Genomic DNA, 16,140 nt, shown 5'->3' on the forward strand with positions numbered 1-16,140 from the left:
CCCCCCCCCCCCCCCCCCCCCCCCCCCCCCTTTTTTTTTTATTGATACGGCGACCACCGAGATCTACACTAGGAGTATCGTCGGCAGCGTCAGATGAGAATAAGAGACAGGATAAATCTGGCGGACGGACGCAGTGCTCGGGCAGGGTTGCCGGATGGGACGTCCGCTGAGCAAGTTGCCGCGCGGGGTGCCGTCATCGTTTCGTGTGGCGGATGCTCTGGAGCACGGTATCCCTCGGAACCGGCTCTATAGACAGGACCTGCGACAACCGCACCATGGACTGCGCGCGCTCGGACCGGCGCCCACGGGGGAGCGGTTGCTTTACGAGGCGGAAGCGTCGGGCGCGCCGCACCCTTTGGAGATTCAGCGGGAAGCTCACATCGAGCGGATGCGGGAGTACAATCCGCTTCTTGCCGACGACGCCTACTTCTGCGGCCCATCCGCGGCGCTCGCGTGGGGGATTCCACTGCCGCCGCGCACCTGGGACGAGCTGCACATCGGCGTGCCCAGACCGCTCCGCGCTCCTCGGCGCGCAGGGATCTCGGGGCACCAGCACAGCGCCGGATACGTCGCGGTCACCATCGTCGACGGCCTGCCGGTGACTGATCCGGCGAGCACCTGGGCGACGTTGGGCGGGCTGCTCAGCGAAGACGACCTCGTCGCTGCGGCCGACCGTGTCCTGCGCATCCCGCGAATGCCTGGAGGTTTTCGCCCGCTGACAGAGGTGCCGCTTGCCGCGCGGGCACAACTCGAGATGCTGGCCGAGCGAAAAGGTCGACCTGGCGCGCCGAGACTGCGTGCTGCGCTTGAGCTCGCGTGCACCGCGGCATCCTCTCCACCGGAGACGCGAATCCGTCTGCTGATGCATCGGGCGCGACTTCCTGAACCCGCTCTTGACTACGACGTCTACGACGACAGCGGGCGCTTTCTGGGGTGCAGTGAGCTGGCGTATCCAGAGCTGAAGGTGGCGATCGAATATGAGAGCGATGGTCACCTGACGCGCCCACAGCTGCAGCGCGACATCGACAAGTATCAGGCCTATTCCGAGGCCGGCTGGACAGTCGTGCGCCTCACCTCTGAGCATGTCTTCACGTCACCGCACGAGGCGCTGCGCCGCGTCCGACAAGCTCTCCGCTCCGCCCGCCCCTGATCCCGCGCGCCACCCCATCATCCTGCCCGCGCTCCGCCCGTCATCCCCGTCTATTTGGCGCAAAATCTCGGAATAGTCGGTCGATTCCGAGACTTTGTGACAAATAGACGGGAAAGGTGGGGGAAGGGTGAGTGTCAGGCGGGTGGGAGGCGCAGCGTTTTCGATTCGCCGGAGGCGAGATCGTCGGCGATGCGGATGCTGCGCGCCAGCGCATCCAGTGCGGGCTCGAGAGTGCCGAAGCGCTCGCGGTCCCGGCACACGACGTTGAGGGTGATCAGGTGTGATCCGGTATCCCAGGTGTACGTCGCCGAGGGTGGGGATGCTGGATTCGGCGGCACGGCGATCAGCAGCTTCTCGCCCACGCCCAGCGGCGTAGGAAAGTTCTCGGTGTCGTCGTACTCCATCGGCATCGACGCGCGTGCCATGCGCAGCTGCGCGGTCAGCAACTGCACGGTGGCCATGGCCACGACCAGATCGGGCTCTGCCTTCCACGTCCACGCCAGCACCCGCCCGTCGGCCTTGCGCATCGCCAGCGGCGCCGCCTGACTCGCCGCCCACGCAGCCACTCGTGACCCGGGCCGGCCCTCACGGCCGATCGCCGAGTTCGCCTGGGCGAGCAGCATCCGAATCGCTGCCTTGCGCTGACGGCGACCGCGCAGGCCGAGCGAACCGGTCACAGGAGTCCACAGGGCGGCATCGGCAGACGAGGTCAATCGCATGACTCCACGGTAGGCGAAGCTGCCGGGCCGGGGCTGTGAGCGCAGGCTCTCGATACCCACGGCTCGGCAACCAGGTCCGGCCAGCGTGCTCCGGTAGAGTTGCCTGCGCCCACGGGCCTACGCCCTCAGAGCATAGGACCAGGGGGCACAGCGAGCGCGACAGATTGGCAGCATCCTCCCGTGACTTCTTCTCCTGACGACCATCGCGCCCCGACGGGCGCTGCGGCCTCCGGGCGTCCTCTGAAGATTCTCATCGGCTGCGACACATTCGCTCCCGACATCAACGGGGCGGCGCGGTTCGCCGAGCGGCTCGCCGCCGGCCTCGTCGAGCGCGGGCACGACGTGCACATCGTGGCTCCGAACATCCGGTACCGCCGCGCCCAGCCGCAGACCGAGATCATCGAAGGGCAGCCGATGACCACGCACCGTCTGCCCGCGGTGCGCTGGCTGCCGCACGACTGGCTGCGATTCATCTGGCCGTGGCGGTCGAAGCACTACGCGCGCAAGGTGCTCGACCTGGTGCAGCCGGATGTCGTGCACATCCAGTCGCACATCGTGATCGGCCGCGGGCTCACGCGCATCGCGCAGCAGCGCGGAATCCCGGTCATCGCCACCAACCACGTGATGGCCGAGAACATCCTCGATCACACCAGCATGCCGATGTTCGTCAACAAGATGGTGCTCAAGCTCGCCTGGGCGGATGCGAAGCGCACCTTCGGCATGGCGCGCGCGGTGACGACACCGACCCGCAACGCGGCCAGCTTCCTCGAGCGCACGATCGACATCACCGGCGTCGTGCCGATCTCGTGCGGCATCGACCGCCGCAACTACCTGCCCGTGATCGCTCCGCGTGACAAGAATCGCATCCTCTTCGTCGGGCGTCTCACCGGCGAGAAAAAGGTCGATGTGGTGCTGCACGCACTGGCCAAGCTCGACCCGGCCCTGGATGTCCACTTCGACATCGCCGGCGGCGGCGACCAGCGCAAGGCACTGGAAGCGCTCTCCCACGAGCTCGGTCTCGAAGATCGTGTCACCTTCCACGGCCGCGTGACCGACGAGCAGCTGCGCGACCTCTACTCGCGGTCGTCGGTGTTCGCGATCGCATCGATCGCCGAGCTGCAGTCGATCGTGACGATGGAGGCCATGGCATCAGCCCTGCCTGTTGTCGGCGCGAACGCCGTCGCGCTGCCGCACCTGGTGCACGACGGCGAGAACGGCTACCTGTTCGAGCCGGGCAACGTCGACGACCTCGTCGACAAGCTCACCCGGGTGTTCACCGCGCCCGCCGCAGAATACGCACGGATGCAGCAGGCATCGCTCGATGGCGTCGCCGTGCACGACATCAACCGCACGCTCGACACCTTCGAGGCGCTCTACCGCGACGAGCCGCTGCCGGCGTAGCCGTGCCCGCGGCCGCGGGCGGTGCAGTGTTTCGCGCGCTCAGTTGAGCATCGTGAAGAGCGCGCCAGACAGCATCCCGCTCAGCAGGCCGACGAGACCCGACGCGGCGATCCCGATCGCGATGCCCGCAGACACGGCCTGCTGACGGCGGCGGATGCCGAGGATGCCGAGAACCAGCGTGACCACGACCAGCACGAATGTGATCAGCCCGACGACGAGGTTGAACACGCTGAGCAGCGTCATATCGCCCATTCCGCGCAGCATGAACGGCGTGGCGACGGTGGAGACGAGTGAGAGCGCGACAGTGAGGATGCCGAGGATGAGCGCTATGCGTCCGAGCGACCCGGTGGACTGCGCGGCGCTCGGGTAGGGACCCGGGTGCCCCTGCGGTGCGGGGGCGCCTGTGTAACCGGGTGCAGGGTAGCCGGGCTGTGCCGGGTGTGCGTAGGGCGGAAGCTGCTGCGGATCGCTCATGGCCATGAGCCTACGGGGTCACTCAGCCCCACTCGCCCGGTGTCGGCAGCACATGCGAGCGCGCCTGGACTCCTGCGGGCGAGACCTCGGCGACGCAGAACAGCAGCGACATCGTCGGATAGCCGTGCGCATGATTGTCGCGGATGATCGCCCGGTCGTCCTCCGGAGGCAGCGACCCGCTTTCGGCGAGCAGGTCGATCCAGCGCGCCGCCCAGCCATCGTCCTCGGGCCTGCTCGCAGCGAAGCGCGGCAGCCACGCACCGATCCGCGCCGTGCGAGGATCATCGAGCTCATCGTGCGCGATCATGTGCACGCCGTGCGGCACCGCCGTCTCGCGCAGCAGGACCCCATCCCACGAGAGCACCCGAGCTCCGGCCTCGTCGACCTCGAGCAGATTGAACCCGTGCATCGGCAGCGGCTGGCCCACTGCCGGCGAGCGGCCCGAGGCCGACTCCAGTGCCAGTGAGCCGCGCGACAGCATCCGCTCTTCGGGCAAGTCCTGCACGTCGGCGCGATTCAGCAGTACCGCGAGACGACGCTCGTTCGGGTCGTAGGCCAGCCACGCGCCGCCCGCGCGACGGTCGTGCACGCCGACGACGCCGGGATAGGCACCCGGCCACCATCCGCCCAGGTCGTCCCACGCGCGTTGCGGATCCTCGTCGCGCACCGCCAGCAGCCGCACCCCGTCGGCTGCGACATCGATCACCACTGTGCACACGAGCACGAGTCTAGATCGAGCCCGGATCGACCGCCGCTGGGGCACAATCGAAGGGTGAACATCGTCGTCGGAGTCACAGGCGGCATCGCCGCGTACAAGTCGGTGCACCTGGTGCGCCTGCTCATCAAGGCCGGGCACGAGGTGACGGTGATACCCACCGCGGATGCGCTGCGCTTCGTCGGCCTGCCCACGTGGGAGGCCATCAGTCGAAACCCGGTGACCACCAGCGTGCACGAAGACGTCGCGAAGGTGCGACACGTCGCACTCGGCCAGGCGGCCGACCTCGTCATCGTCGCCCCCGCTACCGCGAACACCATCGCGAAGATGACCGCGGGTCTCGCCGACGACCTGCTCGGCACGACACTGCTCGCCACCACCGCTCCGGTTGCGATCGCCCCGGCGATGCACACCGAAATGTGGCAGCACCCCGCGACGCAGGCCAACATCGCGACGCTGCGTGCGCGAGGCGTCACGATTCTGGGCCCCGATGCGGGGGAGCTCACCGGCGGCGATTCCGGCCCCGGGCGGATGAGGGAACCCGAGCAGATCCTCGAAGCGGCCCTCGCGCTGGTCGGCGAGCATGATCTCGACGGGCTGCGGGTCGCCATCTCTGCCGGCGGCACTCGAGAGCCGCTCGACCCGGTGCGCTACCTCGGCAATCGCTCCAGCGGCAGGCAGGGGGTCGCGCTGGCGCTCGCCGCCGCGGATCGCGGTGCCGAGGTCGTGCTGGCCGCTGCGAACGTAGACGATTCGATGCTCTCGGCAGCTGTCCAGCATCCGCGCATCCGCGTCGAACGCGCCGGAACAGCGGCCGAACTCGGCACCGTCATGCGCACTGTCGCGGACGACGCCGCGGTGATCGTGATGGCCGCGGCGGTGGCCGACTACCGGCCCGCGGAAATATCGACAGGCAAGCTCACAAAGGAGTCCGGCGGCCTGGAGAGCATCGAACTGGTCGAGACCGAGGACATCGTTGCAGGGCTCGCAGCGCGCCGCCAGCCAGGGCAAGTCGTGGTGGCGTTCGCCGCCGAGACCCCGCAAGACGAGCAGGAGATGCTCGCACGCGCGCGCCGCAAGCGCGAGCGCAAGGGCGTGGACCTGCTCGTGGTGAACGAGGTCGGCTGGGATCGAGGCTTCGAGACGGCAGAGAACGCCGTGCAGGTGATCGGCGACGACGGTGAGGTGGTCGCCGCGGCATCCGGTTCGAAGCGCGCCGTCGCCGATGCGATCTGGGATGCCATCGCCGACGGCCTGTAACGGGTAGCGCGTCTCGTCGCGTCTCGAGGTCAGTGGGCCAGTTCGGCGACGATGGCCGTCGCAGCCTCGCGCAGCAGTGGCACGGCGCGCTCGCCGAACGCTTCATCGACGCGCGAGACCGGACCCGAGACCGATACGGCTGTTGGAGTGGGGGCACCGGGCACCGCCATCGAGAAGCAGCGCACTCCGATCTCCTGCTCCTGATCGTCGATCGCGAACCCTCGCCCCCGGATCGCGTCGAGCTCGATCAGCAGATCGTCCACGGATCCGATGCTGTGCTCGGTGGGCGTGGGCATCCCCGCGCGCGTGACGATTCCGCGCACGGTCTCGTCGGGCAGCTGCGCGAGGATGGCCTTTCCGACACCCGTGTCGTGCAGATGTGCGCGCCGTCCAACCTCGGTGAACATGCGCATCGAGTGCCTCGACGGCACCTGCGCGACGTACACCACCATGTCTCCGTCGAGCACAGCCATGTTGGCGCTCTCGCCCAGCGAATCGACCAGCCTCTTCAGCTGCGGGCGAGCGAGGGCTCCGAACTGCCGCGATGCCGCCTCTCCGATGCGGATCAGCCGAGGGCCGAGCGCATAGCGACGGTTGGGCAATTGCCTGGCGTAGCCGAGCGATACTAGCGTGCGCAGCAGTCGATGGATCGTCGGCAACGGCAGGTCGGTCGACGCGGCCAGCTCGCTGAGCGCCGCGTCGCCGCCGGCATCGGTCACCAGTTCGAGCAGCTCGAACACGCGCTCGACGGATTGAACTCCGGTGCGCGTGCTCTTAGGCGTCTTGTTCGTCACCATCTCGTCCTCTCAAAGTCCGAGTTCACGCCCTGTGAGAGTCGGATGACTCGCTCTACTTCCATAAGACAGATCGTGAAATCCACCTTACGAAATTGCGGCCGTCGGCGCATCAGCGGAGACAGCCAGCTCAACCGCCGATGTACGACATCTCGATGCGCTTGCGCTGCGCGCGCAGTTCAGGTGTGAGTCCTGCGCGGATCTCGGAGTAGCGATCCGCACGCTGACCCCAGATCGACGCCATCGCCGCCGCGAGCTCGTCGTCGCTCGCGCCACCGCGCAGCAGCGACCGCAGATCACTTCCCTCGGAGGCGAACAGGCACGTGAAGAGCTGGCCTTCGGTGGAAATGCGGGCGCGGTTGCACGTGCCGCAGAATGCATTGGTGACGCTGGAGATGACGCCGATCTCGCCCTCGCCATCGCGGTAGCGCCAACGCTTCGCCGTCTCGCCGGCGACAGCGGCGCCCACGGGCTCCAGGGGGAAGATCTTGTCGATCCGTGCGATCACTTCGGCCGAGGGAATGACCTCGTCAAGCGACCAGCCGTTGCTGTTCCCGACGTCCATGTATTCGATGAACCGCAACGTGTAGGGCGTGCCTTTGAAGCGGCGCGCCATCTCGACGATCTCGGTGTCGTTCACGCCGCGCTTGACGACCATGTTCAGTCTGATCGGAGCGAGCCCCGCCGCGTGGGCGGCATCGATGCCGTCGAGCACCCGCGCTACGGGGAAGCGCACGTCGTTCATCCGCTGGAACAGCGCGTCATCGAGCGAGTCGATCGATACCGTCACTCGGCGAAGGCCGGCGGCTTTGAGTGCCTCAGCCTTGACTGCCAGCGCCGACCCATTCGTGGTCAGAGCGATATCGAGTGGATCGCCCTCTGGCGTGCGCAACGCCGCCAGCTGTGCGATGAGGTCTTCGATGCCGCGTCGCAGCAGTGGCTCGCCGCCGGTGAGGCGGATCTTGTGCACGCCGTGAGTGGCGGCGACGGCGGCGAGGCGGGTGATCTCTTCGAAGGTCAGCAGCTCATCGCGGTCGAGGAAAGCGTAGTCGCGTCCGAAGATCTCCTTCGGCATGCAGTACACGCAGCGGAAATTGCATCGGTCGGTCACGGAGATGCGCAGATCGCGCAGAGGGCGATTGAAGCGGTCGGCAAGGAGGGGCAACGACCCCGTTGACGGCAGCCGCTTAGTGCTTCCCGTGCGCCGGCTGGACATCGATGAACTCCTCTCGCGTCGCAACGGTAGCACCGGTTGCCGATGTCTGGACGTGGTCTGTGCCGTGCGAAATCAGTTTGCCCATTCACCCGCATCAGAGTAAAGTTGAGTCAACAACACTCAACTTTGAAGGAGCCCTTCAGGAGGAACCGATGACCAGCCCCGCACAGAGTGAAGAGCAGCAGAGCGCCCTCGAGCAATTCGGCATCAATCTCACCGACCGTGCCCGTCAGGGCAAGCTCGATCCGGTGATCGGTCGCGACAGCGAGATCCGTCGCGTGAGCCAGGTACTCACCCGCCGCACCAAGAACAACCCGGTGCTGATCGGTGAACCCGGGGTCGGCAAGACCGCCGTCGTCGAAGGTCTCGCGCAGCGCATCGTCGCCGGTGACGTCGCCGAATCCCTCAAGGACAAAGAGCTGGTCTCGCTGGACATTTCCGCGCTCGTCGCCGGTGCCATGTACCGCGGTCAGTTCGAAGAGCGGCTGAAGAGCGTGCTCAAGGAGATCACCGAATCCGACGGCAAGGTCATCACGTTCATCGATGAGCTGCACGTGCTGATGGGCGCGGGCGGCGGCGAGGGGTCCGTTGCAGCATCCAACATGCTCAAGCCCATGCTCGCGCGGGGCGAGCTGCGCATGATCGGTGCGACGACGCTCAACGAGTACCGCGAGTTCATCGAGAAGGATGCCGCGCTCGAGCGTCGGTTCCAGCAGGTGTACGTCGGAGAGCCGACGGTCGAAGACACCATCGCGATCCTCCGCGGGCTCAAAGGCCGCTACGAGGCGCACCACGGCGTGACGATTTCAGACAGCGCGCTCGTGGCATCCGCCGCTCTTTCCAACCGCTATCTGCCCAGCCGCCAGCTGCCCGACAAGGCCATCGATCTGATCGACGAAGCGATGTCGCGACTGAAGATGGAGATCGATTCCTCTCCTGTCGAGATCGACGAGCTCAAGCGCCAGGTCGACCGGATGAAGCTCGAAGAGCTGGCGCTCAAGCGCGAGAAGGATGCTGCCTCGAAGGAGCGCCTGTCGACTCTCCGCGAGCAGTTGGTCGAGTTGGAGCGCGAGCTCTCCGTACTCCAAGAGCGCTGGGCGCGCGAGCGCCAGGGCCTGAACCGCGTGGGAGAGCTGAAGAAGAAGCTCGACGACGCGATCACTCAGCGCGATCTCGCCATGCGCGAGGCCGATTACACCAAGGCATCCAAGCTCGAATACGAGACGATCAAGCGACTGCAGGCTGAGATCGCCGAAGCCGAGCATGACGAGGCCACCGTGTCGAGCGAGGGGCGCATGGTCAACGAGCAGGTCACCGATGAAGACATCGCCGCGGTGATCGCGGCGTGGACCGGCATCCCGGTCGGCAGGCTGCTGCAGGGCGAGAGCGAGAAACTGCTGCACCTCGAGAACGAGCTCGGCAAACGGCTGATCGGGCAGAAGGACGCGGTGAAAGCGGTGTCGGATGCTGTGCGCCGCTCGCGCGCCGGCATCAGCGACCCCGGTCGGCCGACCGGCTCGTTCCTATTTCTCGGGCCGACGGGTGTCGGCAAGACCGAGCTGGCGAAGGCGCTCGCCGAGTTCCTCTTCGACGACGAGCACGCCATGGTGCGCATCGACATGAGCGAGTACGGCGAGAAGCACTCCGTCTCGCGCCTGGTGGGAGCCCCTCCCGGCTACATCGGGTACGAGCAGGGCGGTCAGCTGACCGAGGCCGTGCGCCGGCGCCCGTACAGCGTCGTGCTGCTGGACGAGGTCGAGAAGGCCCACCCCGAGGTCTTCGATGTGCTGCTGCAGGTGCTCGACGACGGTCGCCTCACTGATGGTCAGGGGCGCACGGTCGATTTCTCGAACGTGATCCTGATCCTCACGAGCAATATCGGCTCGCCGATCCTGATCGACCCGATCATGTCGACCGACGACAAGCGCGATGCCGTGATGGCGCTCGTGCGGCAGTCGTTCCGCCCCGAGTTCCTGAACCGTCTCGATGACATCGTGATGTTCCACGCGCTCAGCGAGGACGACCTGGCGCAGATCGTCGAGCTCTCGGTCGATCAGCTGCAGCGTCGCCTGCATGAGAGGCGACTCACGCTGGCCGTCACCCCCGATGCTCGGGCGTGGCTCGCCGAACGCGGCTACGACCCGATGTTCGGTGCGCGACCGCTGCGTCGACTCATCCAGACCGAGGTGCAGAACCGTCTCGCGACGGCGCTGCTCTCGGGCGGGGTGCGCGACGGCGACACCGTGAAGGTGGATGTCGCGGTCGACGGCTCAGGGCTCGTGCTGACCAGCTGAGTCGCGCGGAAAGCCCGTGCGGGGTGAACGTCAGGAGTGCGACGTCGCCCAGTCCGCCGGGCCGGTTGAGCCTGCGGGATAGTCCTCGAGGGGCACGTCGCCGCGGGCCCAGGCGTCGCGGACGGGCTGGATGATGCGCCAGCACTGCTCGGAGGCATCCGCACGCACCGACAGTGCGACGTCGCCGTCGAGGATCTCACTGAGCACCTCGGTGTAGGCCAGCAGCATGCCCTTGCCGAGCTTGCTGGTGAGCACGTCGCGGTGTAGCGCGAACGGGTCGTCGCCGCCGTTGACGTTGAGCTCGAGGTCGATCTGATCCGGCCCCAGCAGGAACCGCAGCACGCCACCGTCGTTCGGCTTGCCGGTGAGCCCGTCGGGAATGTGCCGCACCGGGCGGAAGGTCACCACGATCTCGGCGTGACGCGCCTTCATCGCCTTGCCGCTGCGCAGCGTGAAGGGCACGCCGGCCCATCGTGCGGTGTGCACCTCGCAGGTGATCTCGGCGAGCGTCTCGGTGTCGCGCGACGGATCCACCCCTTCTTCGTCGACATACGACGGCACGTCGCTCTCGTCTCCGGACTTCGCGTCGAGGTGACCGGCCGTGTATCGACCGCGCCGCGAGTTGCGCACCGCGTTGTCGTCCCAGATGCGCGTCGCGCGCAGCGCCGCCCCCATCGCATCGCGCAGATCGATCTCGTCGAGATCGTGCGGCTGCTCCATCGCCAGGACCGCCAGCACCTGCAGCAGGTGGCTCTGGATCATGTCGATCATCGCGCCGGCCTTGTCGTAGTACCGGGCGCGGTCTTCCAGCGCCAGCGCCTCGTCATAGCGCACCAGCACCGACTCGACGTGATCGGCTGACCACACAGGCTCGATGAGGCGGTTCGCGAAGCGCACACCCAGCACGTTGAGCAGGGTGGAGCGACCGAGGAAGTGGTCGACGCGGAAGATGCGCTTCTCGGGAACCAGCGTCTGCAGCAGGGCGTTCAGCTCACGGGCGCTCTGCTCGTCGTTGCCGAACGGCTTCTCCAGTGCGAGCACCGTGTTCTCGGGCAGGGTGACTTCTTTGAGCACCTCGCAGGCGGCCACGGCGACGGCCGGCGGCAGTGCGAAATAGATGACCAGACGGCCGGTGACCGACTCGATGAGTCCGGCCAGCGCATGGCGGTCGGTGACGTCGGCCTGCGTGTAGGTGCTGTCCGCGACACGCGATGCCTGATCCTCGGCATCCGATGACGCGAACGACGTCTTCACGCACTCTCGCCACCGTTTCTCACTCCAATCGTCGGATCCGGCACCGCGAAGCGCGAGCTGACGATCCGGCTGGCGCTTGAGAAGCTGGCCGATGGCGGGAAGCAGCAGGCGGGAGGTCAGATCACCGGATGCGCCGAGGATGAGAAGCGTCGTGTCCTGGGACATGTCTCCACGATATGCCGTGCGGCGCTCGACGGCGAGGGGTGAGAGTGGAAGACTCCGGGATATGGCTGTACCGATCGAGGACTATGCCCTGCTCAGCAACTGCCGCACGGCGGCACTGATTTCGCGCGAGGGAAGCCTGGACTGGCTGTGCTTGCCGCGGCTCGACTCGCCCAGCGCTTTCGCTGCGCTGCTGGGCGATGAGGGCAACGGCCGTTGGCAGTTGCGTCCGGCTGATTCGGATGCCACGTGCACCCGCCGCTATGACGAAGACACCTTCGTGCTGATCACGCGCTGGACCACCGATGACGGCGTCGTCGAGGTGCACGATTTCATGCCGATCGAGCCCGACGCGCAGATCGACGTTCGGCGCACCGATCTGATCCGGCGAGTGGTCGGCGTATCCGGGTCGATGACGATGCAGCAGAAGCTCACTATTCGCTTCGACTACTCCCGCGGGATGCCGTGGATGCGTCAGACCGGATCGAAGAAGCATCCATGCCTCGTCGCGATGGCCGGGCCGGATGCCATCGCCATCCGGGGGGCAGCATTGCATCCCGTCGATCATCAGCACGAGGGAGAGCTGAAGGTGCAGGCCGGTGAGACGCAGGATCTGCACCTCACCTGGTTCCCCTCGCATCGCGATATGCCTGACCCGCTCGACGTCGATGACGTGCTGGAGGTCACGAAGCACTGGTGGCAGAAGTGGGCCGATCGGATCGAGCACCACGGCCCGCATCACAAGAAAGTGGTGCGATCGCTGCTGATTCTCCGGGCCCTCACCAATCACGAGACCGGGGGCATCGCTGCCGCGGCGACCATGGCGCTGCCCGAGGACATCGGCGGCGAGCGCAACTGGGATTATCGCTACGTCTGGCTGCGCGATGCCGCGCTCACGCTTGAGGCGCTGCTCGATCACGGCTTCCTGTCCGTCGCTGAACGATGGCGCGAATGGTTGCTGCGCGCGGTGGCCGGTGATCCGTCGGATCTCCAGATCATGTACGGGCTGGCCGGAGAGCGAAATCTCGGCGAGTGGGAGCTGGACGAACTGCCGGGCTACGAGGCATCCGCTCCGGTCCGCGTCGGCAATGGCGCAGCGACCCAGTATCAGGGCCGATGTCGTGGGTGAGGTCATGGTGACGCTCGCGGCGGCGCGCAGCGGTGGGGCGGCGGAATCGAAGTTCGCGTGGTCACTGCAGCGGCAGCTTCTCGTCTTCGCCGAGGAGCAGATCGACCGGCCGGACAACGGGCTATGGGAGATCCGCGGAGAACCGCACATGTTCACCCATTCCAGGGGGATGATGTGGGCCGCGTTCGATCGCGGTGTGCAGGCGGTCGAGAAGGACGGACTGGAGGGTCCGGTGCAGCGCTGGCGGGGACTGCGCGATCGGCTGCGGAACGAGATCGACCAGCACGGGGTGTCTAAAGACGGGCACTTCACACAGTTCTACGGGACCAAGGAGGTCGACGCTTCACTGCTGCTGCTGCCGCAGATCGGATTCTGCGCCCCCGATGACCCGCGGATGCTGGCAACCGTGGAGCGCATCGAGCAAGACCTGCTGCACGGGGGCCTGCTGCACCGGTACCGAACCGAAAGCGGAGTCGATGGACTCGGCGGCGATGAGAGCCCATTTCTCGCCTGCTCGTTCTGGCTCGTCGAGCAGTACGCGGCGACGGACCGCCTGGACGACGCGAACGAGCTGATGGACCGGCTCTGCTCGTTGACGAATGATGTCGGGATGCTGTCGGAGGAATACGACCCCGTCGCCCGGCGTCAGATCGGTAACACCCCGCAGGCGTTCTCGCACCTGGCGCTGGTGCGAGCGGCCGATGCGCTCACGCCTGAAGTGCACGAGCCCCGGTAGTGGGGCCCGCGCACCGATCTCAGGCGCTGGCGATGATCGTCTCGTTGATGGGACGACGCATGCGCGGGGCGGTCTCGCCCTGCTGCATCGCTTCGGGCAGAGCGTCGGCTGTGCCGAGCTCACCGAGGGCGATGGCAGTGGTGGGCACGAAGCGCGGCTCGAGTCCGGCCAGCTCGCGCACCTTCTCAGGGTCGAAGCCACTCATCTGGTGCACGTGCAGTCCATCTGAGTGCGCCTGCACAGACAGGTGCGCGACAGCCTGGCCGAGGTCGTACACGGCGTGCGTATTCGATCGTCCGGATTCATCGGCGGTCTCAGCGATGGCCACGATGAGCACGGCCGCATGCGACGCCCAGGCCTGGTTGAACTCGACCAGCGCCGAGACCACACCCTGGTGCAGCTCGGTGCCGCGACGGGCGACGATGAATCGCCAGGGCTGCGAGTTGTATGCGGAGGGCGACCAGCGCGCGGCTTCCAGGGCCGAGGCGAGCTTGGCCTCGTCGACGGCGGCCTGCGCGTCATAGGCGCGCGGGCTCCAACGGGCGGCGAGAACCTCGAGGACGGGATGCTCGGTCTGGGCGGCGCGATCAAGAACGGACATGCTCATGCGAAATGAGGCCTTTCATCGAGTGAACAGAAAAGGACCTCATCGTCCGTGAACCCCAACTCTTTCATGCGCGCGCATATTCCCGGGCATCCTCGTACTGGTCGAGGATGCCCGGGGGTGCTCAGCCGCGCAGCGCCTCCATCAGCTTCACCCGCGCTCCCATCCGCAGCAGCGAGTTCTCGTAGATCTTCGAACCCACCCAGATCGCCGCGACGCAGCTGGCGATGAGGATCACGAGTGAGAGCACGGCCTCCCACCACTCGGCCTCGCCGACGAACAGCCGCACGGGCATGCCCACCGGAGCGGAGAACGGCACGTAGGAGAGGATCGTCAGCACGAGCGGGTTGTCGTTGAAGAAGATCACCAGGAAGTACGGCAGCATCACGAGCATCATCAGCGGCATCGTGGTCGAGCCGATGTCCTCCTGGCGCGAGACCATCGCCGCAGCGGCGGCATACAGCGACGCGAGCAGGATGAACCCGAACAGGAAGAACACGGCGAACCAGAGAATCGGCGCCCCGATGCCACTGAGCAGCTCGTTCTGATCGGTGACGATCAGCCCGACCACGGCTATCGCCGCCAGCAGCACGATCTGACTCATCGCGAGCACCGTGTTGCCGATCACCTTGCCCGCGAGCAGCACCCGCGTCGGGATTGCCGAGATCAGCAGCTCGACCACGCGCGTCTGCTTCTCTTCGACCACGCTCTGAGCGATCGTGCCGCCGAAGGTGGACGCCGCCATCAGGAACACGATGCCGAAACCGATCGCGACGAAGTAGCGCACCAGGGGATTGGTGGTCGCCGGTTGCAGGATCTCAACGGTGGGCGTCTTCGACAGGCCCATCAGGATGCTGCTCGGCGCCGATTCCTTCGCGAGAATGACATAGCCGAACCCCGACTCGTCACCCGGCACGATGGCCGCGACGACGTCGTCGCTCTTGACGAGCTTCTCCGCTTCAGCGCGGTCCGCGACCTCGGTGACCTCGGCGTTGGGCAGTGCTTCGGCGACGGATGCCGTCTGCGAGGTCGCTGCGACAGCATCCGTGCTGGGAGCCTTGCTCGCGAAACCGCCGATGAGCACACCCGCCAGCGCCACGAGCAGCAGGATGCCGGTCGAGATCATGAAGGCCTTGCTGCGCAGCTTCGAGGCGATCTCTCGCTCAGCGACCAGCCACACAGCCGAAGCCTGTGAGGTGGTGGAGTCGGGAGTATTCATCGGATGACCTCCTTGAAGATCTGAGCAAGGGACGGATGCTGCGGAGCGAACGAGGTGACCGCACCGCGCTGGACCGCCTCGCGCAGAACGCGCTGCGCGTCGGTGGGCTCGTCGACGTCGAACAGGGCGGAACCGCCCTCGAAGTCGATCACGGTCACGCCGCTCTGGCTGCGCAGCCAGCCGGCGTCTCCGTCGGATTCGAGCTGGTAGCGCAGGGTGGAGTGCTGCGCGCGCAGCGCGTCACGGGAGCCGGATGCACGGATCGTGCCGTCGGCGATGATGATGAGGTCATCGCACAGTCGCTCGACGACATCGAGCTGGTGCGACGAGAACAGGATGGCGGCACCCTCAGCTGCGCGCGACTGCAGCACGCTGGCGACCACATCCACGGCCAGGGGATCGAGGCCCGAGAACGGCTCATCGAGGATGAGCACCTGCGGGTCGTGCACGAGCGCCGCGGCGATCTGCGCACGCTGCTGGTTGCCCAGTGAGAGCGACTCGATCTTGTCTTCGAGGCGCTCGCCGAGACCCAGCTCCTCGAGCAGGGCGGTGGCGCGGGTTGTGGCATCCGCTCGGCTGAAGCCGTGCAGTCGCGCGAGGTACACGACCTGCTCGAGCACCTTCATCTTCGGGTACAGGCCGCGCTCTTCGGGCATGTACCCGAAGCGCTGCCGATCCGCGCTGGTCGCGGGTGCCCCGTTGAGGGTCACGGTGCCGGAATCGGCGGCGAGCACGCCGAGGATGATGCGCATGGTGGTCGTCTTGCCGGCTCCGTTGCCGCCGACGAACCCGGTCAGTCGCCCGGGGGTGACGTCGAATCGGATGCCGTCGAGCACGGTCCGCGAGCCGTAGCTCTTGGTGATGCCGTCGAGTTGCAGTTGGCCTGAAGTCATGATTCCACGTTACGAACCACGTCTTCCCGTGACATCCCCCTCACGGCTGATTCTCTATGTCCCCCTCCCGGCGCTTCGCGCCCCCATCTCTCGCTCGCCCGCTTGCCGCCGAGTGCACGG

13 protein-coding genes and 1 pseudogene are annotated in these 16,140 nt (G+C 66.7%); 5 read left to right on the forward strand and 9 right to left on the reverse strand.

The genetic code is table 11. The annotated features are described in order from the left end of the window. Nucleotides 1-154 precede the first annotated feature (154 nt). Nucleotides 155-1,150, forward strand: coding sequence for a hypothetical protein (locus FM104_RS15195; RefSeq protein WP_143738464.1), 996 nt, complete (start codon nucleotides 155-157; stop codon nucleotides 1,148-1,150). 134 nt (nucleotides 1,151-1,284) lie between these two features. Here the strand turns inward: FM104_RS15195 and FM104_RS15200 are convergent, their stop codons facing one another. Next, complete coding sequence (locus tag FM104_RS15200; RefSeq protein ID WP_087133075.1) at nucleotides 1,285-1,869, reverse strand: hypothetical protein; 585 nt, start codon at nucleotides 1,867-1,869, stop codon at nucleotides 1,285-1,287. A 180-nt stretch (nucleotides 1,870-2,049) separates the two neighbouring features. Here FM104_RS15200 and FM104_RS15205 point away from each other — a divergent pair, with 180 nt between their 5' ends. Next, nucleotides 2,050-3,270, forward strand: a complete 1,221-nt coding sequence (locus FM104_RS15205) for a glycosyltransferase (protein WP_087133076.1) — start codon at nucleotides 2,050-2,052, stop codon at nucleotides 3,268-3,270. A gap of 39 nt (nucleotides 3,271-3,309) precedes the next feature. Here the strand turns inward: FM104_RS15205 and FM104_RS15210 are convergent, their stop codons facing one another. Together FM104_RS15210 and FM104_RS15215 are read right to left on the reverse strand one after the other, a co-directional pair. After that, nucleotides 3,310-3,744 carry a hypothetical protein gene (locus FM104_RS15210; RefSeq protein WP_087133077.1) on the reverse strand — a complete coding sequence of 145 codons (435 nt, stop codon included), beginning with the start codon at nucleotides 3,742-3,744 and terminating at the stop codon, nucleotides 3,310-3,312. 22 nt (nucleotides 3,745-3,766) lie between these two features. After that, nucleotides 3,767-4,462 (reverse strand): NRDE family protein, encoded by a 696-nt coding sequence (locus FM104_RS15215; protein ID WP_087133086.1) that lies wholly within the window; start codon nucleotides 4,460-4,462, stop codon nucleotides 3,767-3,769. Nucleotides 4,463-4,516: 54 nt separating this feature from the next. Between FM104_RS15215 and coaBC the strand changes: the two genes are divergently transcribed. After that, entirely contained in the window at nucleotides 4,517-5,719 is a 1,203-nt protein-coding gene (gene coaBC, locus FM104_RS15220; RefSeq protein ID WP_087133078.1) for a bifunctional phosphopantothenoylcysteine decarboxylase/phosphopantothenate--cysteine ligase CoaBC, read from the forward strand. A 29-nt stretch (nucleotides 5,720-5,748) separates the two neighbouring features. Here coaBC and FM104_RS15225 read toward each other — a convergent pair whose 3' ends face one another. Together FM104_RS15225 and moaA are read right to left on the reverse strand one after the other, a co-directional pair. Further along, entirely contained in the window at nucleotides 5,749-6,513 is a 765-nt protein-coding gene (locus FM104_RS15225) for an IclR family transcriptional regulator (RefSeq protein WP_256971698.1), read from the reverse strand. A 130-nt stretch (nucleotides 6,514-6,643) separates the two neighbouring features. Beyond that, nucleotides 6,644-7,729 carry a GTP 3',8-cyclase MoaA gene (gene moaA, locus FM104_RS15230; protein ID WP_087133080.1) on the reverse strand — a complete coding sequence of 362 codons (1,086 nt, stop codon included), beginning with the start codon at nucleotides 7,727-7,729 and terminating at the stop codon, nucleotides 6,644-6,646. Between the two features lie 152 nt (nucleotides 7,730-7,881). On the opposite strand from moaA, the gene FM104_RS15235 reads away from it, so the two are divergent. Continuing rightward, on the forward strand, nucleotides 7,882-10,023 hold the full coding sequence (locus tag FM104_RS15235; RefSeq protein WP_087133081.1) for an ATP-dependent Clp protease ATP-binding subunit: 2,142 nt from the start codon (nucleotides 7,882-7,884) through the stop codon (nucleotides 10,021-10,023). Nucleotides 10,024-10,053: 30 nt separating this feature from the next. Here FM104_RS15235 and FM104_RS15240 read toward each other — a convergent pair whose 3' ends face one another. Beyond that, a complete protein-coding gene (locus tag FM104_RS15240) occupies nucleotides 10,054-11,442 on the reverse strand; it encodes a glucose-6-phosphate dehydrogenase (RefSeq protein WP_087133082.1) in 1,389 nt (462 codons plus the stop codon). A 61-nt stretch (nucleotides 11,443-11,503) separates the two neighbouring features. On the opposite strand from FM104_RS15240, the pseudogene FM104_RS15245 reads away from it, so the two are divergent. Next, nucleotides 11,504-13,304, forward strand: a pseudogene (locus tag FM104_RS15245) (glycoside hydrolase family 15 protein). 19 nt (nucleotides 13,305-13,323) lie between these two features. On the opposite strand, the gene FM104_RS15250 reads toward FM104_RS15245, so the two are convergent. The 3 genes from FM104_RS15250 to FM104_RS15260 all read right to left on the reverse strand — a co-directional run bounded on the left by FM104_RS15250 (nucleotide 13,324) and on the right by FM104_RS15260 (nucleotide 16,020). Further along, nucleotides 13,324-13,911, reverse strand: a complete 588-nt coding sequence (locus FM104_RS15250; RefSeq protein WP_087133083.1) for a nitroreductase family protein — start codon at nucleotides 13,909-13,911, stop codon at nucleotides 13,324-13,326. A gap of 121 nt (nucleotides 13,912-14,032) precedes the next feature. After that, entirely contained in the window at nucleotides 14,033-15,127 is a 1,095-nt protein-coding gene (locus FM104_RS15255) for an ABC transporter permease (protein WP_087133084.1), read from the reverse strand. Next, complete coding sequence (locus FM104_RS15260; protein ID WP_087133085.1) at nucleotides 15,124-16,020, reverse strand: ABC transporter ATP-binding protein; 897 nt, start codon at nucleotides 16,018-16,020, stop codon at nucleotides 15,124-15,126. Before FM104_RS15260 ends, FM104_RS15255 begins: the two co-directional genes overlap by 4 nt. Nucleotides 16,021-16,140: the final 120 nt, after the last annotated feature.

It is taken from the genome of Microbacterium esteraromaticum (genome assembly GCF_900163815.1).
Taxonomy (GTDB): domain Bacteria; phylum Actinomycetota; class Actinomycetes; order Actinomycetales; family Microbacteriaceae; genus Microbacterium; species Microbacterium esteraromaticum_B.

Coding starts and splice junctions, on each gene's coding strand:
- moaA (WP_087133080.1), bottom strand. CDS start 7,729: ATGTCCAGCCGGCGCACGGGAAGCACTAAGCGGCTGCCGTCAACGGGG.
- FM104_RS15195 (WP_143738464.1), top strand. CDS start 155: ATGGGACGTCCGCTGAGCAAGTTGCCGCGCGGGGTGCCGTCATCGTTT.
- FM104_RS15260 (WP_087133085.1), bottom strand. CDS start 16,020: ATGACTTCAGGCCAACTGCAACTCGACGGCATCACCAAGAGCTACGGC.
- FM104_RS15235 (WP_087133081.1), top strand. CDS start 7,882: ATGACCAGCCCCGCACAGAGTGAAGAGCAGCAGAGCGCCCTCGAGCAA.
- FM104_RS15200 (WP_087133075.1), bottom strand. CDS start 1,869: ATGCGATTGACCTCGTCTGCCGATGCCGCCCTGTGGACTCCTGTGACC.
- FM104_RS15240 (WP_087133082.1), bottom strand. CDS start 11,442: ATGTCCCAGGACACGACGCTTCTCATCCTCGGCGCATCCGGTGATCTG.
- FM104_RS15250 (WP_087133083.1), bottom strand. CDS start 13,911: ATGAGCATGTCCGTTCTTGATCGCGCCGCCCAGACCGAGCATCCCGTC.
- FM104_RS15255 (WP_087133084.1), bottom strand. CDS start 15,127: ATGAATACTCCCGACTCCACCACCTCACAGGCTTCGGCTGTGTGGCTG.
- FM104_RS15210 (WP_087133077.1), bottom strand. CDS start 3,744: ATGAGCGATCCGCAGCAGCTTCCGCCCTACGCACACCCGGCACAGCCC.